General features: G+C 35.3%; 21 protein-coding genes and 1 pseudogene. 7 read left to right on the top strand and 15 right to left on the bottom strand.

Annotated features, from left to right (window positions below; translation table 11 throughout):
• Positions 1–11 precede the first annotated feature (11 nt).
• From UABHE_RS30850 to UABHE_RS30840, 3 genes are all read right to left on the bottom strand, one after another.
• A complete protein-coding gene (locus tag UABHE_RS30850) occupies positions 12–839 on the bottom strand; it encodes an META domain-containing protein (protein ID WP_372367260.1) in 828 nt (275 codons plus the stop codon).
• Between the two features lie 386 nt (positions 840–1225).
• The gene (locus UABHE_RS30845) at positions 1226–1981 is read right to left on the bottom strand and encodes a HEAT repeat domain-containing protein (protein WP_372367259.1); all 756 of its coding nucleotides are present in this window, start codon (positions 1979–1981) and stop codon (positions 1226–1228) included.
• Positions 1982–2040: 59 nt separating this feature from the next.
• Positions 2041–2490, bottom strand: a complete 450-nt coding sequence (locus tag UABHE_RS30840; protein ID WP_372367258.1) for a hypothetical protein — start codon at positions 2488–2490, stop codon at positions 2041–2043.
• Positions 2491–3344: 854 nt separating this feature from the next.
• Between UABHE_RS30840 and UABHE_RS30835 the strand changes: the two genes are divergently transcribed.
• Entirely contained in the window at positions 3345–5987 is a 2643-nt protein-coding gene (locus tag UABHE_RS30835; protein WP_372367257.1) for an ARPP-1 family domain-containing protein, read from the top strand.
• Between the two features lie 23 nt (positions 5988–6010).
• Here the strand turns inward: UABHE_RS30835 and UABHE_RS30830 are convergent, their stop codons facing one another.
• A complete protein-coding gene (locus tag UABHE_RS30830) occupies positions 6011–6637 on the bottom strand; it encodes a biotin/lipoate A/B protein ligase family protein (RefSeq protein ID WP_372367256.1) in 627 nt (208 codons plus the stop codon).
• Positions 6638–7076: 439 nt separating this feature from the next.
• On the opposite strand from UABHE_RS30830, the gene UABHE_RS30825 reads away from it, so the two are divergent.
• Positions 7077–7916, top strand: coding sequence for a hypothetical protein (locus tag UABHE_RS30825; RefSeq protein ID WP_372367255.1), 840 nt, complete (start codon positions 7077–7079; stop codon positions 7914–7916).
• Between the two features lie 85 nt (positions 7917–8001).
• On the opposite strand, the gene UABHE_RS30820 is transcribed toward UABHE_RS30825, so the two are convergent.
• The 6 genes from UABHE_RS30820 to UABHE_RS30795 form a co-directional block, all read right to left on the bottom strand.
• Positions 8002–9276, bottom strand: a complete 1275-nt coding sequence (locus UABHE_RS30820; RefSeq protein WP_372367254.1) for a dihydrolipoamide acetyltransferase family protein — start codon at positions 9274–9276, stop codon at positions 8002–8004.
• A gap of 16 nt (positions 9277–9292) precedes the next feature.
• On the bottom strand, positions 9293–10270 hold the full coding sequence (locus UABHE_RS30815; RefSeq protein WP_372367252.1) for an alpha-ketoacid dehydrogenase subunit beta: 978 nt from the start codon (positions 10268–10270) through the stop codon (positions 9293–9295).
• The gene (gene pdhA, locus UABHE_RS30810; protein WP_372367251.1) at positions 10270–11355 is read right to left on the bottom strand and encodes a pyruvate dehydrogenase (acetyl-transferring) E1 component subunit alpha; all 1086 of its coding nucleotides are present in this window, start codon (positions 11353–11355) and stop codon (positions 10270–10272) included. Before pdhA ends, UABHE_RS30815 begins: the two co-directional genes overlap by 1 nt.
• Before the next feature lie 27 nt (positions 11356–11382).
• A complete protein-coding gene (locus UABHE_RS30805) occupies positions 11383–12522 on the bottom strand; it encodes a cyclic nucleotide-binding domain-containing protein (protein WP_372367250.1) in 1140 nt (379 codons plus the stop codon).
• A gap of 69 nt (positions 12523–12591) precedes the next feature.
• The gene (locus UABHE_RS30800; protein WP_372367249.1) at positions 12592–13011 is read right to left on the bottom strand and encodes a hypothetical protein; all 420 of its coding nucleotides are present in this window, start codon (positions 13009–13011) and stop codon (positions 12592–12594) included.
• Entirely contained in the window at positions 12992–13534 is a 543-nt protein-coding gene (locus UABHE_RS30795; protein ID WP_372367248.1) for a hypothetical protein, read from the bottom strand. Before UABHE_RS30795 ends, UABHE_RS30800 begins: the two co-directional genes overlap by 20 nt.
• Positions 13535–13841: 307 nt before the next feature.
• On the opposite strand from UABHE_RS30795, the gene UABHE_RS30790 reads away from it, so the two are divergent.
• Genes UABHE_RS30790 through UABHE_RS30775 form a run of 4 tightly spaced genes read left to right on the top strand, consistent with a single transcriptional unit; the run spans position 13842 to position 18041 of the window.
• Complete coding sequence (locus UABHE_RS30790; protein WP_372367247.1) at positions 13842–14516, top strand: prepilin-type N-terminal cleavage/methylation domain-containing protein; 675 nt, start codon at positions 13842–13844, stop codon at positions 14514–14516.
• 56 nt (positions 14517–14572) lie between these two features.
• Positions 14573–16117 (top strand): bifunctional UDP-sugar hydrolase/5'-nucleotidase, encoded by a 1545-nt coding sequence (locus UABHE_RS30785; RefSeq protein WP_372367246.1) that lies wholly within the window; start codon positions 14573–14575, stop codon positions 16115–16117.
• 2 nt (positions 16118–16119) lie between these two features.
• On the top strand, positions 16120–17088 hold the full coding sequence (locus UABHE_RS30780) for a leucine-rich repeat domain-containing protein (RefSeq protein ID WP_372367245.1): 969 nt from the start codon (positions 16120–16122) through the stop codon (positions 17086–17088).
• 11 nt (positions 17089–17099) lie between these two features.
• Positions 17100–18041 (top strand): ketopantoate reductase family protein, encoded by a 942-nt coding sequence (locus UABHE_RS30775; RefSeq protein WP_372367244.1) that lies wholly within the window; start codon positions 17100–17102, stop codon positions 18039–18041.
• A gap of 194 nt (positions 18042–18235) precedes the next feature.
• Here the strand turns inward: UABHE_RS30775 and UABHE_RS30770 are convergent, their stop codons facing one another.
• Positions 18236–20608: a hypothetical protein gene (locus tag UABHE_RS30770; RefSeq protein WP_372367243.1), complete on the bottom strand. Its 2373-nt coding sequence runs from the start codon at positions 20606–20608 to the stop codon at positions 18236–18238.
• A gap of 127 nt (positions 20609–20735) precedes the next feature.
• A pseudogene (locus UABHE_RS30765) lies at positions 20736–20897 on the bottom strand (transposase); the annotation flags it as partial.
• Positions 20898–21053: 156 nt separating this feature from the next.
• On the opposite strand from UABHE_RS30765, the gene UABHE_RS30760 reads away from it, so the two are divergent.
• On the top strand, positions 21054–21392 hold the full coding sequence (locus UABHE_RS30760; protein ID WP_372367241.1) for a four helix bundle protein: 339 nt from the start codon (positions 21054–21056) through the stop codon (positions 21390–21392).
• Between the two features lie 162 nt (positions 21393–21554).
• Here UABHE_RS30760 and UABHE_RS30755 read toward each other — a convergent pair whose 3' ends face one another.
• From UABHE_RS30755 to UABHE_RS30745, 3 genes are all read right to left on the bottom strand, one after another.
• Positions 21555–23549, bottom strand: a complete 1995-nt coding sequence (locus tag UABHE_RS30755; RefSeq protein ID WP_372367239.1) for a hypothetical protein — start codon at positions 23547–23549, stop codon at positions 21555–21557.
• 232 nt (positions 23550–23781) lie between these two features.
• Entirely contained in the window at positions 23782–24339 is a 558-nt protein-coding gene (locus UABHE_RS30750; protein ID WP_372367238.1) for an acetyl-CoA carboxylase biotin carboxyl carrier protein subunit, read from the bottom strand.
• 6 nt (positions 24340–24345) lie between these two features.
• On the bottom strand, positions 24346–26061 hold the full coding sequence (locus UABHE_RS30745) for an acyl-CoA carboxylase subunit beta (RefSeq protein WP_372367237.1): 1716 nt from the start codon (positions 26059–26061) through the stop codon (positions 24346–24348).
• Positions 26062–26066: the final 5 nt, after the last annotated feature.

Genomic DNA, 26066 nt, shown 5'->3' with positions numbered 1-26066 from the left:
AAGCATGCTACTTAATTTTCTTTTTTGAACACTAATAAGGTATTATTATTCGTATCCACATGTAGATTGTTGTGCATAAAAGAAAAATTGCTCAATGCGCCTAAGTCCTGTAAGTACTCAGCTAGTTGAGAATTTTTCTGCGAATTACTTTTCACTTTATTTATATTCATTCTTCCTGTCGATTTACTTACATTTAACTCGGCAGTGTAAGTTTCTTGTCCTAGTCTTCCTGAAATTTCATAGACAATGCTATTTGAACTTGAGTCATATCTATATCCAGGTTTGCAGTTTAATGTTATGTTCTGCTTAGAAGCTGTGAGGTTTTTATATTGCTCCTTAGGGTCGGTGTGCATAGAGACAATGTCAGAAGGCTCTTGTTTTTCAATTCCAACCAACGACCAACTATTTTTTCTTAGATTTTTGATATAACCTAGTTCGCAAGGAACATATGCTAAAACTATATTTTCATTGCTTAGAATAAGTTTTTCTCCATCTATTTGCGCTTTGTTTACTTCAAAAATGAGTTTTTGTAGTTCCATTTCTTCTTTCATTATTTTAGGCTCACCGGCCATTGATGTCCAAGAAACATCTACAAATTTAACCACTCCATTTTTTGTTATTTTCATAGAGCCGCCAAAGCCGTTAACAGGCAAATATCCAGATAAATTATTGTCAGAGTAAAGAGTAAAACCAGTTCCCTGGTTAATAGAAATTTTGTTTCCATTTTCGGTAGCCTCTGATAGACACCAGTATGGTTGTTCTACAATTTTTCTAGTTATTTCATTTTGTTGACAAGAGCATAATAAGCATAAAAAAACAAAAATAATGACTTTATACATAAAAAAATCCTTTAGTAAAACACCAGAGAACCAATATTATAACGCTTTTTAGTTGAATGAATTTCGCTCACATTTTTAATGTACTTCGTGACTTGACAAAATTTATTCACTTAACGCAGAGATTTTATTTTCTAGCGCAGCGAAACGAATATTTGTCGTTAGATAATAGATGAGGTGAATACTTTTCGTAAGTCACTTATAAAAACTTAGAGTGCAATTACAGTAAGTGAGTTCCTGATTTAAATAAAAATTCTAGGATTTTGGGAGTTGTTTATTTTGAAGAGTTAAGGAAGGTAAAAAATTTGCGGTCTGTATAGACCGCAGAGTGTCATCAATTCCCTAATTTTATAATTAGGATAAATCATGTTATTTTATATATAATCGCTTTACTTTATTTTTGGAAACCGATAGTTGCGTTTTTTTTCTTGCCACCACACTCTCCATCTCTGAGAATTAACGGTGTTTCCTCGTACACCTGTGAGGTTGCGCAAAGCACTGCCAATAGATCCTCTTACGCTTTTATCCTCTTCTTTCTCCAGTTGAGTGATGAGAAGCTCAACAATAGGAATTTGTTCTATATATCCGCAACTTTCAGCTGCTGCCATTTTTATTTTATTACTGCCATCTTGCAAATAAGTAGTTAGTAATTCATGTATATATTCAGAATATTGCATTTTAGGTAGACATTCAGCAACAACAATTTGTACATGTTCTTCAGAAGCTTTTGAATACTCTTTTAAGGTTTCTAAATCTGCTGATGTTACTTTTTTCTTTATGAAAAAACTAGTAGTGCTATCTTCTTTTTTTGAATACTCTTCAAAAAGAGTTTCTATTGTTTTATCGTTTTTGTTATTCAAATCGACATAAGTAGTGTAGGCAAAGTAAGCCAACACAAGAATAGCAATATATTTAATAATTCGGGTGATCTGTCCTTTTTGGTGACGCGAAGCAATTGCTCTGTTTTTAATATCCTTTTTTTCGTTATCTGGTGATGGACTTATTGGTTGGTTACCAGACTGGTTGTTAGGTACAAGAATAGGATTTTTGCAACTAGGACACCTTACTTTTTTACCGCCAAGACTAGGTGGAGCCATAATTGCTTTAAGGCAAAATTTGCATTCAACTCTAAATTCTTTTTCCATACGCATCCTTGAAGATGCCAACTCAGAAGAATTGGCATGGGTTGTTTTAGAAACATAAACTATTTTACAGGTTCATCAACAATTAAGGACGATGATTTCATCTTCAAACTATTGTATAAACTAGTTACTTTGTTAGACCAAATGTCGTGTTCTCCATTTGGGTATTGAGATTGAAATAATTCGATCTTTTTCATGCAAGTTGCGTACTGGTGTGCTGAATGCAGCGCTGACATCTCAAGATACTGAGCTTCTACAGCTTTTTTAACATCCTGTTCACCATAGTTAATATAATACTTTTCAAAGGCTTTCGCTGCTGATAAATGATTACCCCACCAACTATAAATTTTAGCGGCTTTCATTTGTGATTCTGCAGCGCCTTTTGCTAGAGGATTTTTACCTGCTTGTGATTCGTAGTACTGTGCACCAAAAGTAGTAAAAGATAGTAGGAAAAGAATTATTGCTGTAACTACTAGTGCGCCGACTACACGGCCAATCCATTTTTTATCCATATTTAATCCTTTAATAATAATTTATAGTAAATTTATAGTAAATTTATAGTATATGTAACAAAGGTATCAAATTTTATGCCCAAATAGTTTTAAAAACGTTTATTTTGAAAAAATGAGCTTATACTTAAGTTGTTTTCGTGATGTGGCGACTTAAAAATATAAGAAAAAAAATATTAGAGCGTGTCATCATTCAAAGTATTGTGTGTTTTTTCGAGCCCGAGCCCGTTTGCGAGCCCGTTTCCGAAACTTTCACTAACAATTTATCAAGGAAGCAAAGTTTCTTTTTCCATCGCAAAAAACTAGTATTGAACCAATAAATCACTTTCTGTCGCTCTCAAAAAGTTTTCGGGCGCGGGCTCGCAAACGGGCTCGGGCTCAATACTACTGGCGTATCATTAAATGAATCCGTTATATTTTTATCTGTATTGAATGATGACACGCCCTAATATAAGAGCATTATTAAAAAAAAATAAAGTAATATACTTATTAAAGTTATTTTGTAAGGAATAAAGGCGAAAAATCGCCAAAAAAAGACGGATTATTGTCAGTGATTGTAGAGCGTTTTTATTTTCTAGAAAGCTCGATTCTATCATATTGCTCGTGGCTCTGTCACTGAATGTGCTATTCTTGATGTTGCTCATATTATGCAAGTTCTTGATTCTCAACAATGGCAAGATGGAAAACTTTTGTCAACTCGTATTGTTTCTATGCTCTCCAAAATGTTATAATTATTCGGCTACGATAACGACAACGATTACGGTTAAGGTCACGGTCACGTTTTTTTATTTGAATGAGAACATGCCCTAGATATATGTCTTGAAAATTAAAACATAGTTATTGTGAGGATGCATTTTGTGAAATTACCTAATATTGATGCTGATTTTGATAATATTCAGTCTTATCCAAAAGTAACAATTATACCTATTCTTTGTGAAAAAAAAGAAAGCTCATCGAAGGTAAATTTTTTTCTATGGCAAGGTGTTATGGATGGTTCTGTAGAAGTGCAGGAACGAGCAAGTGGATATCTTGTAAAAAGTATCACAGCAAAAAACTACAGTGGAAAACGTTTTCTTGGTTATCGTGGGAATATTTTACGAGGTGGGGGTCAAAATCGTCATTTACAACATAGCTTTGTGCTCTCACCTAAACAAACTACAGATTTACCTGTACAATGTATTCAAGAAGGAAGGTGGAATCCAGACCGCGAGCAAAAATTTTATAGCAAGGGAGCAGAAACTACATTGTCGACAATGCGTTTTCACAATAAATCACAACAAAAAATTTGGGAAACGATTTACAAAACAACTTACAACACTGGAACTATATCACCAAGTCAAGATTTTACGGTATTACAAGATGCGTTATCAGAAAGTCAGCCAGGGGTTATTGATAACGAAAATCAAGAAAATAGTGATACTATAAATGATATAAAACAACAACTTCAAGGTATTGCTCCTCCCGTAGAAAACCAAATAGGTATTATCGTACTGCTTCCACCAAGTTCAAGTAGTGATCAATATTTTCGCTATCAGTTAGAAATTTACCACTCGTCCGAGTTATATCATCTTGTACATAAAAATTTAGTTTCGTCATTTCTCATCGATGCAAACTCTATAAAAACACAAGGTCTGCTACCAAGTTTTACGCAACAAGATCTAGAAAAAATACTTACTAGCATTAGCAAGTCTGAATGGGAAATTCAAGAACCTATAGGAGAAGAAAAACGTTGGCGTTTACCACTTTCTAGTACAGCGTTTGGAGAAGCTATTTTTGATAACGAACATTTATTACACTTTATGTATGCTTCTAATAATCTAAACGTTCCACAACGCCGAATTATTGATAAATATCACCTTATTGAAAAACTTGGTCAAGGAGAAATGGGTACGGTTTTTTTAGCTTATACAAATGAAGACCCTAACAAAAGAGTAGCGATTAAAATTTTAAATGGTCGACATAGCAAACAAAGCAATCTCTACAAGCGCTTCTTACGTGAAGCTCGTGTACAAATGCAAATGGTTCACCCGAATGTGGTTCAGCTCTTTGGAGTTGGTCAATGTGAAAAAACCAAGTGTACATTCATTGTGATGGAATACACAGAAGGCAAAAACTTAGAAACTTATATAACCCAAAAAGGTCCACTAAACCAAAAAAATACCATGGTTCTCGCCCGCGAATTAGCAAAAGCTTTGGAGCTAGCACGAGAGAAAAACATTATCCATCGCGATATTAAACCAGGGAATATTATCTTCCGTGATATGTATTACCCAGTGAAATTACTAGACTTTGGCTTAGGAAAATGTACATCTGAATCTGACAACAAACTTACAGTAATGGGAACAGTAATGGGGACCCCTTACTATTTTTCACCTCAGCAACTTCAAGGAGAAGAAGGCAGTCATCTCGATGACATTTATTCATTAGGGGCAACAATGTACCATATGCTTGCTGGTCATCCTCCGTATGCAGAGCATAAAGAACTTATAGATATTGCTACAGCAATTTTAGAAAAAAAACTGATTCCTATTGAAGAAATAAATCCCGATATAAATAAACATACAGCAACAGTAATCGCAAAGGCAATGGCTTATGAAAAAGAAAATCGTTTTCAAACAGCAGCAGAAATGGTGGAAACTATCAATACCGTTTTTAACGTCTGGAGCGGTCCTTCTTTAGACAAAGGAGAAAAAATCGATGAAAAATTTGCCGATTATAAACTTGTCAGTAAGTGGGGAGAAAACCACCAAGAGCAAACGTATCTTGCACAACATTTAAACACTGATAAGTATCTTATATTGAAGAGAATAAAAAATAGTAATCTTTCTGCTGAAAAAATAGTGCAATTTTTACAAAAAATGAAGCAAGCCACAACTTTAGAGGGAGATTTATTAGAGATAATTGACTATGGACATACAGATGGTCACCTTTTCTCTGTTTTAAAATGCTATAATTTAGGTAGTTTATACGAAACCCAAAAGCAAAATAGCGGAGCCGTTTCCGTAAAATGGACTTTACGTTTTATCAAATTGTTATCTAAAATATTACTTCGTCTTGAGCAACGTCATTTTTTTATAGAATACATAAATCCAAAAACAACTTGGTTTAACCGGCAAGTAATGTCGCTATTTTTTCGCTACACTGGTTTAGATGAGTTTCGCGAAATGGACGACGAGTATCTTTATTACCTATCCCCTGAGCAAATCAGAGGTAAATTTGAAAACACCAAGTCAAACGTATACTCTTTGGGCGTTTTAATGTACACATTACTCTCGAAAGTTAATCCTTTTCAGCAACATGAATCGCAAGTTGAAATCATGTCTTCGATTATAAATGGTGATTTTGCTCCCGTTCATGAAGCGGCTGGTGATATTCATAACGAAGTTGCCAATATAATTACCCACGCGATGACCACGGATCACAAAGAACGCCCAAGCTTAGATGAATTTCTAAAAATGATAGATGAAATAATGCCAAATTACGAGGTAGATGAAAAGTAAATTAAGTGACCATACAAGGTCACTTAATTTTTAGTCTTTTTATACTGGAACAATTCATTTTCAATAGCATTCTTAATATTATCAACTGAAAATTGGTAACCTTGAATACGTAATGATGTTACAAAATCTTTATGGCTACGTCCTTCGCGATAATCTGGTACTTTTGGAGGGTATTTTAAATAGCGTTCAAAAAGATCCAGATCTCCAGCTACATTAAGAACAGCATGATAAAATACTCGTAAACGATTGCGGTACATAGCTGTACCGGCTATTTTTTTTTGTTTTATCGCAATGTCAGAAATTCCTTTGACTCCAAGGTCTTTTATGCCTAACTTTTTCAGAGCGCTAATAGTAATCTGATTATATGCGAAAAAGTAATCTTTAGATGCGCGTACTGCATCAAGAGGCTCGGTAATAGAAATACACAACATGTCAGGAGATATCACTACGGATTGTCCTCCTGTTGGTCTCTGATAAATGTCAACGCCATCTTTTTGCGCTTGCTCTACAAATACAACATCTTCTACATTGTTGTTACTTCGTCCTAGTATGACCAAAGTATCCTGAGGTTGCCATAGCAGATAGCGAAAAACGACTTCTTCATTATTTAGCATGTCTACATCTGGTAAGTTATATTCGAGAAAGTCCATATTTTTTCCTTATATTTATAATTTATACTAGGGCGTGTCATCATTCAAAATATTGTGTGTTTTTTCGAGCCCGAGCCCGTTTCCGAAACTTTCACTAACAATTTATCAAAGAAGCAAAGTTTCTTTTTCCATCGCAAAAAACTAGTATTGAACCAATAAATCACTTTCAGTCGCTCTCAAAAAGTTTTCGGGCGCGGGCTCGCAAACGGGCTCGGACTCAATACTACTGGCGTATCATTAAATGAATCTGTTATATTTTTATCTGTATTGAATGATGACAGGCCCTAAGACTAGACAAAATATTTGCACAAAAATAACCAAAAATTTCTTTGTCAAACTACTTGAATTAAGTCAAAATAGCAAAAGAAATTAAAAAATTGAGATTACCTTAATTAAAAGAAAAATTTTATCTTATGTTTATATTAATCAAGGAGCAACAATGAAAAAATTATTATCTACGTTATCATTGTTTTGTGTAGTATTTGTTCATATGCATGCAAGTATAGAGACTGTATTCCCTGCTTACCCAAAATTACTACAAGAAAAAACATGGGATAAAGCTATTGATATAGAAGAAATTGACGGAGATGAGGATGACGAAGCGCGTGAAGTAGAGGAGAGTATTGGAGATTTATTAAAAAATTTTAAAAAACTTTACAATAAAATCAAGCTAGCAGAATTCGAACCTTTGGTAGTCAAGTCAACTAAGGAGTGGAATTTTCTCGATTTACACAACTTCGAGAAAGAAGTAATAAAACGTGCAAACAAAGACCCTAATAAAACTCGTGCAAAACTAGACAAAGTAATTGAAGAGTTAAAAAGTGCAAAAAAAGAATGGAAAAAAGACAAGAGTGTTAGTAAAGGTGATAAAAAAGATTTAGGCAAAACCTTGAAAGCAGCAGAAAAATTTAAAAAGCAGATTGGTAAAAAAGGTCTTAAAAAGAGAATAAAAGCTGTTTTTAAAGATACAAGAAAGCGTATGGCTCAAAGAGCAAAAACAGCGTGGAAAGCGGCAAATAAAATGATTGATAATCTCGCAAAGTCAGCAAGTACTCTTACAACTGCTGATTATAGCGATTTTCAAACAAAGAAAGTTCCTGTTATTAAACAAGCTTTTGCGTTGGCGTTTGGTGATGATAGTAAAGAATATAAAAGCCTTATCAAAGTAATGATTGATGTAGATAGCGATGAAAAGGCACGCACACAAGCGCAAATAATCGTTGTTACAGCCCGCGACCTTACACTTCACGCGTTTTTAAAACAAACAGGGTTGGAGTAATATTTTTGCAATCTTAAAACAGTGTAGTATCCAAAAATATTGAGTTATTTTTGTTGGACGACATATTGTCGTCCAACAAAAAAAATTACATCATTAAAAGCGCCATAGGATCGTTAAGCAAATCCATCACACCTTTTAAAAATCTTGTAGCATCTCCACCATCAATTAAACAGTGGTCTACAGATAAAGAAAGAGGTAGTATTCGCCCAATTGCCAACTCATCATTTTTGACTACTGGCATTTGTCGTGCGCGCCCAACACCAAGTATTGCTACTTCTGGTTGATTTAGAATAGGTGTACCATAAATTCCAGCGATAGAACCAAAGTTTGATATTGTAAATGTTCCATCTTGAAATTCATTTCTTGATAGTTTTCGTTCGCGTCCGCGCGTAGCCAAATCTTGTATTGCTACACTAAGCTCGAATATAGATTTTTGGTCGGCATTGCGAATAACCGGAACCACAAGACCGCTTGGGGTATCTACGGCAATACCAATATTGTACTGGTGTTTATAAATTAAACGATCGTTTGCTAGATCCATCTGACTATTGAGTACTGGATTGGCTTTTAAGCTTGCAACGACTGCTTTAATAATAAAAGGCAAGTAAGACAGCCCCGTACCACGCTCTTTGAATTTTTGTTTTTGAGATTTGCGAAGATCTTCTAGTTCAGAAACTTCTATTTCTTCAAAAACAGTCATATGAGCTGATACTTGCTTGGATTGCAACATTCTCTTTGCGATGGTTTTTCGAATCTGCGACAAAGATTCAATAGTAACAGATGCTTCTTTGTCTATACTAATAGGTTCGCGAGATGCAATAGGAACACTTGTCGATATTTTTGTGCCTGTAAACTCTTGTATATCTTTTTTAGTAACACGTCCGTTTGGTCCTGTTCCCTTGACTTGCTGAATGTCTATTTGCGATCGTCTTGCTAGAGCACGTACAGCTGGTGTTGCTAGAATTTTTTTCTTTGTCGATGTAGCCACAACTTGTTCGGCACTACCTTCGCTACTTGATGGAAGTACATCGTTATCGCTTGCTACTTCGAGGTTACCAACTACTCCGTACGCGATTTTTTTCTTTTCTTCTTTTTTTGGTGTTGGTGTGCTTGCACTTTCACCTTCGACTTGAATCTCAATAAGTACTTGCCCTACATCAATAACATCGCCTTCGTTTCCATATCGAGCAATCACAGTGCCTGTACGTGGAGAAGGAATATCATCGACAACTTTATCCGTTTCCATTTTAACAACTTTGGCGTCGGACTTTATTTGTTGTCCAACTTCTACATACCACTCTAAAATTTTACCTTCTGTTATGCCTTCGCCAATATCAGGAAACTTAAATACAAATGGCATAAAATGCTCCTATCTTTTAGTATTCAGCTAGCTTTTTGATTTCGTAAAAAATACGCTCAGGGGAATGAAAATAAAGGTGCTCACCTTTAGGAAGTGGTACGATAGTATCAAAACCAGCTAATCGCGTTGGAGGAGCTTCTAAATATAAAAATGCTTCTTCATTTGCTAAAGTAATCATTTCAGCACCAACTCCAAAAGAGGTTGGCCCTTCTGTGACTGAAAGTAAACGCCCGGTTTTGCAAATAGATGCGGCTACAGTTTCGCGATCAATAGGAGAAATGGTTCTTAGATCTATTAGCTCGACACTAATTCCAGCTTGTTTGGCGATTTCTACAGCGGCAATACTTTCTTTCATAAGTGCTCCAAAAGAAACTACTGTTATATCAGTTCCTTGATGAACAACTTTGGCTTTGCCCAATGGAATAGTGTATTTATCCTCAGGAACTTCTTGTTTAATCGCGCGATACATTCTTTTTGGTTCCATAAAGACTACAGGGTCATTATCTTCTATCGCGGAAATCAAAAGACCTTTTGCATCATATGGAGTAGATGGAATAACTACTTTAAGCCCAGGGATATGTGCAAATAAAGCTTCCATGCTTTCTGAGTGGTGTTCTATAGCTTTAATTCCACCACCGTAAGGCATACGAATTACCATAGACATTCTATATTTACCTCTAGAACGATTATGCATACGCGATACGTGAGAAATTATTTGATCGAAACCAGGATAAACAAAGCCAGAAAATTGAATCTCCGCAACTGGACGTAGACCAGAAACGCACATACCAACAGCAGTTCCTATTATCCCCGACTCAGCAAGAGGAGTATCAAAAACTCTTTTTTCTCCATACTTTTGATACAAGCCTTCGGTAACGCGGAAAACACCGCCCTCTACTCCAGCATCTTCACCAAAAGACAAGATTTTATTGTCTTCGCCTAGTTTTATATCCAAAGCAGAATTAATGCTCTGTACCATATTCATAATAGCCATTATTGTGACTCCTTCCACGCAAGAAATTCTTCATACTTTTGTTTTTGCTTCACTAAATGGGAAGGCATTTCCGTATACATATATTGAAAGACATCTTCTAGCTTATATTTTGGATAGTTTTCAAACTCCAGAAATTGTCTTTCTACTTCTTTATTATATTTCTCTAAAAGTTCCTCTTCTTGTTCATCAGACCACAATTTTTTATCCATTAAGTATTGTTTTAAGCGTATAGCAGGGTCTTTGTCTTCCCAAGCTTGCTCTTCTTCTTTACTACGGTATTTACTAGGGTCATCAGCAGTGGTATGTGCTCCTCGGCGGTATGTTAAAGCTTCAATAAATACAGGTCCATTTCCTGATTGTGCGTGATCATGCGCCGCTTTGGCCGCAGCATAACAAGAAAAGAAATCATTGCCATCTACTCGTATGCCTGGCATGCCATATGCAACAGCTTTTACTGCGATACAATCTACAGCTGTTTGTTTTTTTGTAGGTAGAGAAATGGCATATTGGTTATTTTGACATAGAAATACAACAGGAACTTTCCATACAGCAGCAAAGTTCATCGCTTCGTGAAAGTCACCTTCAGATGTACCACCATCGCCAATACATGCGAAAACAACACCTTCTTTTTCTTGGTATTTTAGTCCATGAGCAATTCCTACAGCGTGTAGTAATTGAGTAGCAATAGGTACTGCTATTGGTAAAAGATTTGGTGCTCCAGGAAAACGACTTCCGTCTTCATGACCACCCCAGTACAAATAAATGTCTTTTGGTGTAGCACCTTTGGTTAAGTAAGCTCCTAATTCGCGATATGCAGGAACTAGCCAATCAATATCGCGCATAACTGTACTCACACCAACAGCAGCGGCTTCTTGACCTAAGTTAGGAGGATAAGTATACATACGTCCTTGACGTTGATAAGATACCGCTTTTAAATCCACCATTCGTGAGTAGTGAATCAACTTATATGCATCAATAACTTTTTCGTCATCGAGTTCAGGCATCATTTCCTTATTGGTTATTTTGCCCTTTTTATCCATAATTTCGAGCATTTCACCTTTTAAAGGGTCATATTTTTTGAACACGTTATTCTCTCTTTCCAATAAAAGTGCCTACAGTTGTACGTCTGAAGATTTCCATTTGCGCGTCTGTTCATCTAGTCTTCTCATTCCTTCTAGAAGTAGTCCCATTGTATCATAAGGAATGGTTCTTTCACGCTCTAGTTCTTCTTTTTGCGAGAAGCGAAAATCTCCTTTTTTCCATTCTAGCATCTTAAAAAAGCCTTCTTCGCCTTTAGTATCCCCTAATTCGGTGTCAACTATTTGGCCATGTTGAAAATACACATTTCCTTGTGTTTTATCACTTTTTAAATACAAAATACCACTCGATTCTGTGGAGGAAAGTGTTTGGACCAATTCGGGGAAAGCAATTGTTTGCAATTGTCCAACCATCCCGGAAGCAACAACAAGCCCCACGCGGTGATTTGTGTCTTTAATTCTTTGTGCGAGTAGCTTTGTTATCATCAAACGCATTTTAGGAGTGCTGTCCATTAATTGCCGAAAACCTTCTTTGGATATAGACAACATAGTTGAAGGAACGGAGGCGCGAATCGTAGCAGAAACAGCTTCATTTGTCAATAGAGACATTTCTCCGAAGCAATTTCCGGTACCAAGCTTAATAATAACACTTTCCATGCCATCTTTATAAACTTGTACAACTTCTACTTCACCGTTGTAAATAATAAAAAAGCTCCGCCCTTTATCACCTTTTTGTAATATTGTTTCTCCGGCGTCGTATTTTTTTAAACGAATCTCACCCAAGGCATCAAAAAGATGATCGCTAGATACCGCTGAGAGTATCGGTATTTTTCGCAATTTACTAATCATCTCGCGTTTATCTTGTCGTCCAGAGAACATTTCGTCGTGAATTAATGATATGTCTTCTTCTTGTTGTGTTACTTCAAGGCGAAAAGAAACTCCTGTTGTCATTCGTGGGCAAGTAATTGTTCCTTCTTCCAGGCCATACTCTTCCAAAAATTCAGATTTATCAACCATATCTTCGCGTAATTCACATATCATATTTTTATCTTTTTGTATCTGGTGCTTCATTAGCTCCGCGATGACAAAAGCACAAACTTTATTGGTTTTTTCTAAATCAACTTGCGGAAAATCTAAAACAATCTGATCTCCCGCTTTATAAAGAGGACAGCAATCTACATTTTCAGCCGTCAAAACAATTTGGTATTTTGACACGTCATACCCCAATCCAAAATTATATATAAGAGCCTGTTATATGATTTATAACAGGCTCTAAGGGATTCCTTATTTTGTTAGCAATAATTTGTTTTTTATCAAAGCAATCAACCATTTTTCACGCGCACGATTACGTCCATTTTTTACCCATGCAGCATTTTTCTTTTCTAAGTAATCTTGTGTAGTATAGTTGATGTATTGAGCAACAATAACTTCCAATTTTACTTGCGTATTATACGGTTTTATAAATATTTCTGCTTTTTCTTTCCGACCTTTTTTTTGATATGGCGAAAGATTTATCTTCCAATCTGTATTAATATAATCTGACTTATCTATGTCGATTTCAAATCCTTCTTGAATAAGTATATCCTTACAGAATTTTTGTACAGATTGGGTATCGGCTGTAACAGTTAATTGCGAGTGAGTGTTACAGCTGCATATTTGAATAATGAAAAAGAAATATAGTATGTTAGGGGTCCACTTCTTCATCTTTATCCATGTATTTTAATATATATAGTTGTGATTGAACTAGGCTAATAATCCGTTGCTCTTCTAGAGCATTATAACCTTGTGGAAACCAAAATGCTTCATCTTTGGAATTGGGATTATCTAAACTGCGGTTTTGTTGTCTTTCAACGCTAATTTTAACAACGAATTTTTCTTTTCCTTCGTCTGGGTCTTCTTCTTTTGGTAATTCAAGACCTAACTCCTCTAGCGCCTCAGATCTATTTTCTTCTTTTTGCTCTTCGCAGTTATCACATACTTCTACCATAAGTGAAATGCGATCGCGATAGCTTTCGAGGTACATTGGAGATAGTTTATAATCCCATTCTGTTTCAATAGTTCCATCTTCTTTTTGTGCTGTTTGGATATCATAGCGCTTTTCAATAATTTTATACGCTGTTTTCCATATTGTTTCTTTTGGAAATGCATACGGTTCGGATGTCGCGTGATAGTGTGTACATCCTCCAAGTATTGCGCACATATACAAGAGTAATAGTAGTAGCCTCATTTTTTTTCCTTTAACATTCTTCAATAAAATCATAAGAGTAGATGAACGAAGATTGTGGAATCGAAATTGCGTTATTTTTATCAGATCCATATTTTTTTGATTGTAACAGAGAAAGGTGAAAAACGCAAACGCTAATAGCGGCAACTCGTCTTCTAAGTGGCCTGACAAAAGCAGAAATTAAAAACGCAAATGCTAATAGATAAATACTTTTAGCGAGTTACTTAAATTTGTCGCTTTCGCTATTATAATGGTAATTGAAGTTGAGACTTGCGAAACAAAATTGCATTCTTTTATCGTGGAGATCATAATGAATTATACTAAGAAAAAGAGTGGATTTACCTTGAGTGAATTACTCGTTGTTCTGTTTGTTTTCTCTGTGCTAGTTTCTATTATTTACTCTAGTGTTCGCCAAATACATAAACAAGCTCTTACTATTTCTTGCCGTTTAAATATGCAGACACTGAGTAAAGGGTTTTTAATGTACGCTTTAGATTATGACGGCATTTTGCCTCATTCTGATCGTGATAGTGACTTAGGTCGAAATCATTGTTGGTTTGATGTTCTTGATCCATATTTGACTGTACGTAATTTAAGTGAAGTGAAACAGTGCGCTGCTTGGCAAGGTTATAAAAATAAAGAAATGCAAAACGAACATAGCATAAAAATGAATGGCGCACTTTGTAATCGCGAGCGCAAAAGTCTACATGAAAAAGATGGAAAAAACAATAAATGGTATTGGCCAAATACTTGGTATATAAAGCAGAAATCGCGTACAGTTCTTCTTGTAGATGGAACAACAGAGCCACCGCTCAATCATCATACTGATACGCGAATACATCAACCGTATAAGGATATTAATTTGACAAGACACGGTGGAGTTAATTTATTATTTCTAAATGGAACGAGCGTTTTTGTTCCGAAAAATCTCGATATAGATTCGGTTATTCGTAATAAATTTATATGGGAACCGTACGCAAAATAGTGTTATAATATTTATAATATTCCTACAAAGATAAATTATCAATAGAAAGAAGAATTATGCAGCGAATTTTTATATTGCTATGCTTTGTGCTTACAGTGACTTTTGCACAAGATAAAAACACCGAGATTACTATATTACACACCAACGATTGTCACGGACATGTTCTTCCCTTCGATATCGCTAATCAAGAAAGCGTAGGAGGAATATCGCCACGAATGACATATGTGAAAAAAATTCGTAAACAAATCGCAGAAAAGAATCAGCATTTGCTTCTTCTTGATGCGGGAGATTTAAATACAGGAGACCCTTTTTCTGATATGTTAAAGGGAGAACCAGCTATTCGTATTATGAATAAAATGAAATATGATGCCATGGCTGTTGGAAATCATGAGTTTGATTTACATCTAGAGGAGCTCAGACAACAAGAAAAAATAGCAAAATTTCCTTATCTTTCTGCAAATGTAGTATATAAAGATACGGGAGAACTGCTGTTTCGTCCTTACATTATTGTAAAAAAGGGCAATGTTAAAATTGGTATTTTTGGCATGACGACAGATGATACTCCCATCGTAAGTACTTATGGTAATGATCCGCGTTTAGTATTTCTAAAACACGAAGATGTTATTCCAAAAATAATATCAGAATTACGCCCTAAAGTTGATTTTCTAATCGGTGTTTTCCATATCTCTTTGCATGAAGTCATTCATTTATGTAAGCAGTTTCCTGGTATTGATTTGGTTATCGGTGGGCATTCTCATATCATCACTCCCGAACCAATACAAGTAGGAAAAACACTAATTGCAGAAGCGGGATCGTATGGGCTTGTTATGGGAAAATTCAATTTATCTTTTAGTGGAAAGAAATTAGTAAAATGGCGGCATCGTAATATTGGTATAAATTTAAAAATGCCTCTTATGAGTAGAATTAGTGATAAAGTTGCGGTTTATCCTTCTAAGAAAAAATTTGAGTTAGATGAAGAAGTTGAAAAAATATTCCAACCATACCGCCAAAAAGTAGATAAATTATTAGATGAACCTATTGGAACTGCTCGAAAAAGTTTTAAACGAGGTAGAAGGCGTTCTCCAAGATCATCTTCACTTGGAAATCTTATTGCAGATGCATTACGTCAGCGTACGCGAACTGATATTTCTCTACATAATGTAGGAGGAATACGCGCTGATTTGTTGCGTGGAAATATTACCTACCGAGATATTAAACGAATCCTTCCTTTTGCCAACTCTCTTTATATTTATACTTTAACAGGACAAGATGTTGTCGATATATTACAAATGATGGCCGATTTTGATCCTAGTACTGGAAGATTTTTTGAAGTTTCAGGTATACGCTTTCGCATTGAAAATGGAAAAGCACAAGATATATTTGTTGCAGACAAAAAAATAGAGCTTCACAAGAAATACACTCTTGCCGTAAACTCATTCATTGCACAAGGTGGGGATGGTTTTTCTATTTTTAAAACTCTAAACAAAAAAGTGGATACTAGTTTTTTGTTATGCGATGTTCTTAGTGACTATATTCGCGAGAAGAAAGTTATTGCACCTAACCGTATGCCAAGATTTAAATGGAAGACAGATGGGAGATAACTATGGCAAGTTCAAAAATATACTCTTGTCTTGATAAGGCGCTTAAAGAGCCTGATAATGTATTTACTTTAGATTTGAGCCATCAAGAACTCGATCGTATACCTGATGATCTGAATAGATTATCAAAACTTGTTGAGCTTGACCTTAGTAGTAATGAGTTAATACATCTTTCACCAACAATTGAAGATTTACAAAATTTAAAAATTTTATGGCTTACTGGTAACTGTTTTCAAGATTTTCCCTGTGAGGTTTTTCAATTGCCAAATCTTGAGCGTCTTTATCTCAGTTATAATAAAATTGAATCTCTTCCAGAACTAACGAGTAGCTGTTCACTAACGACCTTGTGGATTTCGCATAATAATTTGCAAGAAATCCACAGTAGCTGGGAACAAGTAAGTACTCTCTCAAGTTTAATTGCAAGTTGTAATAAATTACCGATTATTCCAAATAGTTTAAGAAAATTGCCTCAGCTCATAACCTTGGATTTAAGTGAAAATCATATTTGCGAAATTCCCGATGGGCTTTATTGGCCACAATTGAAAAAACTTCACATATGGAATAATCATATAACTACAGTATCACATAAAATTAGTGGGTGTTGTTCCTTGGAAGAATTTGATATTAGTGGTAATTATTTGTCATCTATACCGAATGAAATAAATGCGCTTACAAATTTGAAAATGTTCGATCTACGCAAAAATAAGCTGAAGGAAATTCCTTCGAGTATTGGCGATTGCAAAAATTTAGAAAACCTATTATTAAGTTATAACAAGCTGGGAAGTATTCCTCTTCGTATTAGTGAGTTACTCAATTTAAAAGAACTTTCTTTATATAATAATGATTTGAGTGAGCTACCACCAGTACTTGACAAACTTTGTCAGCTAGAAGAGATATCTTTACAAGAAAATCCTATCACCAAAGAATCTATTGAATTTCTTAAGCAAAAACTACCCCATACTTATTTTCATTAAAGATAAAGCTAATGAAAATAGCAATCATTGGTACAGGAGCAATGGCTTGTTTTTTTGCTGCTCGCTTGTCAAATATTGCCGAGGTGCATCTTCTCGGTACTTGGGTGCCCCAAATTAAAGCTATACAGAGCAAGGGGCTTTATTTGACAAAGAAAACAACAACATCGCATCACCAAGTTTTTGCCACAAACAATATCAGTAATATTCCCCATGTTGACATGATCTTAATTTTAGTAAAAACTTACCAGACGGAGCGTGCAGCCAAACAAGCTAAATATCTACATCAAAATAATATGGTAGTTACACTACAAAATGGTATTGGAAATTGGAAAACTTTGCGCGAACATATTGCACAAGAATATTTATGTGTAGGAACAACAACACAAGCAGCTAGAATTACTTCTCTTGGAATAGTTGAAAACTCAGGTGATGGTAGTATTTTACTTGGGAATACGCCTGAAATATACAAACAAATAGAAATTGTCGCTAATAATTTTAGAAAAAGCGGCTTTGATGTTAAGATAACAGATAATATTGAAAACACACTGTGGGAAAAGCTAATTATCAATTCAGCAATCAATCCTCTTACTGCCATATTACAAAAAAAAAATGGCTACCTCATTGAAGATTCTCTTGCACAAAAAATAATGCATACATTAGCTTATGAAACTTACAATGTAGCAAAAGCTCAAGGGTTACATATTTCTTTTGCTATGAACATTAAACAGCACATTAACAGTGTCGTTCAAAAAACATCGGAAAACTATTCATCAATGTGTTGCGATTACCAGCGGAATTCGCTAACTGAAATAGACGCCATTTGCGGAGAAGTGATTCGTAGAGGTAGAAAATATAATGTAGCAACACCAGTGAATGAATATGTTTATAATCTCATAAAAACACGCAAAACATCAAAAAACATTCTCAACGATATTTGGAATACAATATCGTAAATTACTTACTTCATTATTACAATGCAATGCAGGGGTTAAACATTGAAAGATTCTAAGAAATTAATAACTGTAGGTAGAGACTTTGTAGAGTGGAATTTAGGAGCAAAGTAAGTGCCCTGTCTAAAAGGATCTAGCCCGTTATTTTATCGCTCTAGATAGTTGAGCGATTGATTTTAGTTACTTTTATCAAGTTGTTAATTTCGGTGAATTTCTTGTAAACGTTTAAGCACTTTTTTGCTATTAACTATACTTTGTACATATTCTTCCAATACTTGAATATTATCTTTTGAGCATTTTTTTAGCATGTTGCGATATGTAGATCTAGAAACTAACTTTGTTAATACGTCAATGCGTTTTGTTTTTTGATTTGGGTCGCTTTGCTCAATCAATTTGAGGTGTTCGATTAAGCGCGGAATAGAAATTCTATCCATATGTGGTAATACCAAACGATAGTGTAATGTCGAAATAGGTTTTTCTGTGAAAAAATATCCTTGGTAAAAGCGTAACTTTTCAGCGTTTATACTTACCATCATGGTATAGTTATATTTTTGTTGTTTTTTTACGTGTAAGTGGTGTGATTCTATTTCTTTACCATCAACAAGAAATTTATATTTGTACTTAATGTTATCAAAAACAAAATTATTTTCTGCCACAGAAAATAAAAGTGATTGTAAGCGTACTAATTCTGCAGGTAGAGACTGTGGTTCTACTCCAGGATAGATTTTTATTTTACAATAGATCGTCTTATAGTTCGCAAATTTAGCGCAAAGAGATAATTTTTGCCCTGGTTGGAACGCATCTTTGTCGGAAATAAACTTCCTCGTTTTTAGATTTATTAGTTGCGAAATATTGGTGGTTTTCTGATCTTTGTCTTTCATAGCAAAAGTAATCTTACGCTTACATGCCTTGAGATGCGCAGAAAGGAGAACCATTTTTTGCCCTGGAACCACTTTGAATTCATGAGTTTGTGAGAAATATCCCTTTTGATGTACTCTCATTTCATATAAACCAGGACGAATGGTTTGTCTGTAAATATCAATTCCGAGAACTCTAGTTTTCTTATTTATAATAGAAACTTGGTAAGGAAACCAGCTATCTTTGTGTGGCGGAACGTCATGCTTTAAAGTAAACGAAATAGGGATACTTTTCGGATAGAGTTTTTGGTCTATCACGTATGGACGAGAATCAGGCCACACATGCTGTTTTATTTCAATTTTCTGATACCCATCTTGGGTAATTTCAAGAAGATAAGAATCTGGTTTTATCATATCTCCACTCCATACCTCGCGCTTTTGCGATGGATTACTTAACGGAGCTACTGTTATTTTATGCGCAAAAAGTGTTGTTGGCGGATCGATATAATAACTTATTTTTATTTCGATCTTGCGCTTTGTTGTTACTAACTTTTCCTCTATTTCAAAAGGCCCATTGCCTGGCTCAATCAATATTTTTTTGCGCAAAGGAATATAACCAGGTTGGCTTATGTAAAGTTCGTACTCTCCAGGAGCAAATTTCTTTTTACCTATTTTTTTGTTGTTTAGTGTTGTTACCTCACAGGATACACGTTCTCCTTTGGGAAAATCACCAGAGATATATAATTCGATAGTTCGTAAGTTAGCCTTGCAAAGATTATCCTCTATCCAATAATCTTTTTCACTAGGCCTTATATTGATATCTATTTTTTTGGTTTCATAGCCGCGTTTTTCAACAACAATTTTGTATTTTCCTGGCTGATAATATTTTTCGTGAGAAAAGTGTTTGTTGTTTATAGTTAACACATCTGGATTTATTTTTTTTAAAGAGCGGCTATCTAGAAATGTATACATTATTTTCCGAGGAGTGGTTTGGAGTTCTGTATGAAAAGAAAGTGCTTTTTCTTGAGGCTTCACAATAAGTTGTTTTCTGAAATTGTGATAACCAGGATGTTTAACAACTAGTGTGTAAGTATCAGGTTTATATCTTTGGGTGTTTTTGTGTTTTAGTCCGTTAAGGTATATTTGTTGTGGATAAATTTTTTTTCTTGTATATGTGTTAAGAAAGTTGAATTCAATTTGACGTGATTTACTAATCATTTCTTCGAATAAGAAAAAGTAATTATCATTGGGTAATACTTTTATTTTGCGCTCAATACTAGTGTAACCTTCTTTTCTAATGGATATGAAGTGGGTTCCTGTTGGAATGTTTTTTCTATTGTCCCAAGGTTTTCCATCTACATAAAAATGCTCAACTGGCATTTCTCCATCAAAATCTCCACGAATAACATGAAAGCCATTTATCCCATTTTCGATCATTGTTTCTGTTAATTTGTATGATGTTTTACTTACAGGAATAGTTATCTGTTTATCAATTGTCGCGAAACCTTTTTTTGTGATAATCATTCTATACTTGCCAGGTGAGATAATTACTTTATTTGAAGGTTGAATAGTACGATTGTTTAGAGTGATTTTATCAGGTACTATTTTTTGCGAATTGCGAAATTTGACAATTTCAAATAGGACAGTTTTACTTTCAATTACTTGTGAAAATAACATAGTATGAAAAAGTACTAAAAAAAATATGTATTTCAAAACAAAATTCCTTAAATTACACCTTGTTAAACATAAAACTATGTTGATATAACTATCGACAAGAATTTTTGCTGTTTATTCATTTTGAAATGAAATTACAACTTGAATTGCACATGTGTTATGCGGATTCGGGTAAGTCGCGCCAGGGAATACCTACTCTATATCTGTATAATATAGCATCTATAAATAATCTGTTATTTTTTACTGTCCTACCTGGATCTGTCTTTTTTCCTAATAATAACGGTTTTAATTTTTTCCATTGATCATCTCTCAGGACACAATACCTCATTAACAATCTCCTTTTTAAGAGATTATATCCATAGCAATACTTTTTTCAATTGATCTTCGCTAAAGATGTCGTTGCCTCGTGTTATTATACGACCGAACGTTTTGAGCCCGTTTCCGAGCCCTAGCCCGCTTCCGAAATCTTATAAATGAGGTTATAATGAATCGTTTCGATCATGAACGTCTTGATGTTTACCAAGTAGCTCTCCAATTTCTTATCCTTGCGCATAAAATTGTAGAGTATTTACCAAAAGGCCACTCTCACCTTTCTAATCAACTCCAGCGTGCTGCTTTGTCGATTTCTTTAAATATAGCAGAAGGCGAGAAAGCTCGTTTTTATAGAATTGCTCGCCGATCTGCTACTGAATGTGCTTCTATTATTGATATCTGTCGATGTTTAAAACTAGTAAAACAAAATCTTCTGGCCAACGGACGAGAACTTCTTTTGCGAGTTGTAGCAATGCTTACTCGTTTGGTCAAAGCTCAAGTAAAAACGTAAGACTTAAATTGCTAGACGAGATCGGGCTCGCAAGCGGGCTCGGGCTCGAAAAAATAGACAATACTTTGAATGATGACAGGCCCTAGCCACGAGTGGTATACTTACAAAAAAAGCCCAACCTGTATAAGGTTGGGCTTTTATTTTAAAATTTATGAAATGATACTATTTATCTTCTTTTTGCTTGTTGTTGTGAGCATCGATATCGCGTTGTCTTATTTCTGATAATTCTGCTCTCAATGCATTTTCTTTTGCGTTAAACTCTTTTCTTGTTGCTTCATGGTTTTGATTGAAATTGTCATCAATCTCATTTCTCTTTTGCCAATATGATCTTCTTTGTTGTCTACGAAGTTGATCGAGAGAGTTCATTTCAGCAACACCATCTACTAATTGTATAACAAATTGTTTGGAACCAGCTCTCATAAAAAGACCACCGCTTGTGACAATTCCTTTGCTAGTTTTTTGCGATGTTATTGTCAAATTTCCTAGGCGATTGATAATTTGCATAACAAGGTTTTGAATCTGATGTTGATTTTTTTCTCTTTGTTTCTCTTCTTCATTTGCTAAAGCTTCTAGTGCTTCGTCGCGCTTTTCTTCTAAAGCCTGTAGAGCTTTTTCTTCAGCAACCGAAAGAGCGTCAATTTCAGCTTTCTTAGCTAGGTATTTCTCTGAGAATGGTACGTTTTCATCGTATGAAGAGGTTATTGTTGATGAGCTTTTACCTATCTTTGAAGAGCCTACAGCTTCTTTACCATGCATTGATTGCATTAGTATAAAATAGCCCAAGCTGCGCATATCCATACTAAAGACAGCCATTGGACTTGTCAATTGTACTAACTGATTTGCAACTTGGTTATTCGCCCCACTTTTTAGGTTCTCCACCACACTTTTACTACTTGAAATTACAATGTGATTTTCTGTTACTGTTATAGTAACTGTCTTCCATTCTGGAACTTGTATTTGAAATACACCATTGTTGTTTTCTACTGGCATAGGAATCATTTGCATTTCAACTACTTTAGTTAACAAATCTTGCACTTTTTGTTGATTAGTAATACCGATAGCAATACTAGCATCTAGTTGTTGTAGTGCTTGTGGGGTTAGATTTTCGGTATTCATTTGTCCTGTAACTGCAAAACCTAATTCTCCATTGAAGAGAGAAACCAATTCAGAGAAAGACATTTGCAACATTCCTTGGAATTCAGCATCGACTTGTTCCATCTGTCCAGGAGGTGCAAAAGAGCTTAGAGATTCAACTAAAGACGGAATGTCTAGAGCATAACTCAAGTACACAAGTGGTGAGTCTGTTAAAGCAAATAGAAGGTGTGGAACATGGCTACTTTGTAGGTAAGTACCTAGTACGGCGCGTTCACTCATGTGGAAAAAACTTTTGAACTGCAGAGAACTGTTATGCACTTCTGCACCAATAGCCAAAGCAGGATTACCCGACATTTGTTCAATAAGTTGTTCGTTGCGACCTAGAGGACCGTGTTTTAGCATAACTTGAATGTTAATGTAAGCGCCAAGGTCCTTACCGAAGTTTAAGCTAGCAGTGCTTTCTTGGAAAACACTATCTTTTGCTAGGGAATCTTCGACTTTTACAGCTGTAAGACCACGGACAAAATCCAAAGCAGATGTACGATAACGGTAGTGATCTGCAATGAAAAAGATTAGTTGGTCGCCACGCAAAATAACTGCTGCGTCGAATTGATCTTTTTTAGGATAAATAATGCTAGCGTCGCCAATTTTTTCTATCTCTAGTGCAACGTTTTGTTTTTCAGACATTTCGATAACAAAATTACGAAAAGTCTCGCTGTCACTAAGCGTAGCAGTAAAAGCAAAATATTCTTTTACACCATCAAAAAGTACGAAACCACAAGGCTTGCTAACATCAATGCCTTTTTCAAGTAAACCTTCAGGAGAAAGTAAGTTTGCTCCTGTCATGCTAGTAACTTGATTTACGACTTGATCATACATCTCACTATATTTGCCAAGAATATCTTCTTTTCCCAAGCGAAGTGTAAGATCATTTACGTTATTTGCAACTACCGCAACCCAAGCATCGTTAGGCACAGCTTCTAGAATTTTCGCTTTTTCTAAAACATTAGCAAAAATCGCAGTATAACAAAACATTACCAAAACAATTAAAAATTTTTTCATAAAAAAATCCTATATACGAGAATTTAGGCGTAGAAAAAAACAACATAGTTAGGCATTTTAGGTGTATAAAATCTATTTCTGTAAATGAGAAATAACGACGTTTATGAATGATCTAGCAAAATGATATACTATTTTTTTCTACATGTCCTATTTTGTCGGGTATTTTTGTAATATTAATTCGAAGGTTTGTATTCGAATGGTTTATTTAGACAAATTAGGAACAAAAAAGTTCCTACTCTATTACAAATAATACTTGTTTATTTTTAACTTCTCCACCATCTTCTACAAGTATATCTTTTATTTTACCTGTTTCAGGCAATGAATCGCCAGAATAGAGAATTTGGTTAAAAGTTTTCATCACTTCTACAAGTCCTAATACTTGTCCTTTTTTTACTTGATCTCCTATCTCTGCGTAGGCCGGCTCATCAGGTGTTGGACGTCTATAGAACATACCATCGGTAGGTGCTACTACAACTCTTTCGTGTTGCTTGTCTTGTTGTATATCACTACTTGTTTCGCCATCAGACACTAGGCTCTCAATTTTTTCAATACGAAATAACTCTTGCAAGTATTCGACATTTTTTGATTCTTCGCAGTTGTCAAATTTAACAACCCCTTGAACTTTCACAGGAAGCTCTAAAAGGAATTGTTTACCTAATATAGTGATAATACCACAACAAGTTTTATTATTAATCAGAGCCCCATTTTGTGGAGCCTTAGAATAAACACCGACAAGAGGAGATTTTACAATGAAGCCATTTTCAGTAGCTTCGCATATTACAGTTTCCATATTTTCCTAACCTTGTAATGCATTTATATCGTGGATAGACCAAATACGTGGATTCTTTACTGTGCGATATCCTGTTGTTTGGTAGCACATTTCGCTAATTGTTTCCAGGTACTCTCTTAATTCGTGCATATATACAATTTCATCTGTGTCCATTTGACGAGCGGATATGATTGGGTCCATGTCTTTTTGGATGCGGGATTCTACATCTGCCATACCTTTTTCGATCTTTGCCCGTTCTTCTGGATCGGAAGTTGCAATTTCAAAATTATCGTCTAAACGTGTATTGTAAGTCGCGATTGCTAATGTTTTACCATCCATTACTGAAAGACGAGTGATAGGTGTCGAAAGTTGTAACACTGGATCAAAAGGTGCGCCTGCTAGAGCATAGTAACCAGCACCCGATGCTTTACGTAGTAAAATAGTAATCATTGGAACTTGATTATTTGAATTTGTGTAAAGTAAGTTCGAGCCGTAACCGAGAAGTCCTTGTTTTTCTGCTTCAGCGCCTATATCAAATCCAGAAATATCTTGTAACCATATGATCGGAATTCCATCAGAGTTACAAGCTCTTGAAAAGGTAGATATTTTAGCAATACCTTGTTGGTAGAGAATGCTACCTGGCCTTTTGTTTCCTGTTTGAGGATGATCTGTTAAATCAATATTGTTTGCAATAATACCCATGTATAGTCCGTTAATTTTTCCTATACCACAAATCATTTCTGTACCTACATTTGGCATTATTTCCCAAAACAAACTAGAGTCAACCAAACGCGCAATAACTTGTCGGACATCATAAGAAATTCGGTAATCTTTAGGGAATAATCCTTGTAATTCTTTTGCAGGAAAAAGAGGATCTGCGGCTTCTCCACCATATCGGTAGTAATCGGCTGCAGAGGAGGGGAGTTTCTCAATTTCATTACGAATATTCTTTAAAACGGTTTCATCGTTAGGGCAGCGATAGTCAGCGCAGTTTGATATGTGAACATGAATGTCAGGCCCACCTATACCAAGAGATGTTATCTTTTGGCTTTTTGCACCCTTGATCAGCGCAGCGCCAGCAATTACCATGTATGCCTGTTCTGTCATATATACAATATCGCTGATGATTGGCATATATCCACCACCAGCAATACAATCGCCAAAAACACCTGTGACTTGAGGAACCTGGTGACTACTTAGTAAACTGTTCATTTTGAAAATATGACCAGCTCCAGTGAAGCCAGGAAACGACTTTGATTGTTCAGGAAGATAGAGTCCACTACAATCAACCAAGTAAACGACAGGTATTCTTAATTTTAGTGCTATTTTTTGTGCACGTTGTATTTTTTCTGGTGTTTGCGGCCACCATGCACCTGAAGCAACAGTGTTATCATTAGCAATAACGACGACATACTTGCCTGTGATTTTTACAAAGGCAGTAATAACACCTGCTCCTGGAGAAGTGCGTCCGTCGAAATCGTAGCCGTAATTTACAAAAGTACCTATTGGAAACACCTTTGTGTCTGGATCTTTTAGTTGTTCAATTCGCTCCCATGCCGTGAGCTTTTCTTTTTTGTGTATACGCTCGACATATTTTTCTCCCCAGCCAGAAAATACTTCTTGTCTTTTAGCATCATAGTCTTTTTCTAAATTTGCCATGTGCTCTTTGTTTTCGCTAAAGACTTGTGTGGAGGTGAATTTCTCAATGGAAGATCCAAGGCGTTTTAGTAATACTCTAGCCATAATTT

Origin of the sequence: Candidatus Uabimicrobium helgolandensis, assembly GCF_041508025.1 — a bacterium.
Lineage (GTDB): Bacteria > Planctomycetota > Uabimicrobiia > Uabimicrobiales > Uabimicrobiaceae > Uabimicrobium > Uabimicrobium helgolandensis.
The sequence above is the reverse complement of the archived record's forward strand: the minus strand, read 5'-3'. Positions and strand labels throughout refer to the sequence as shown.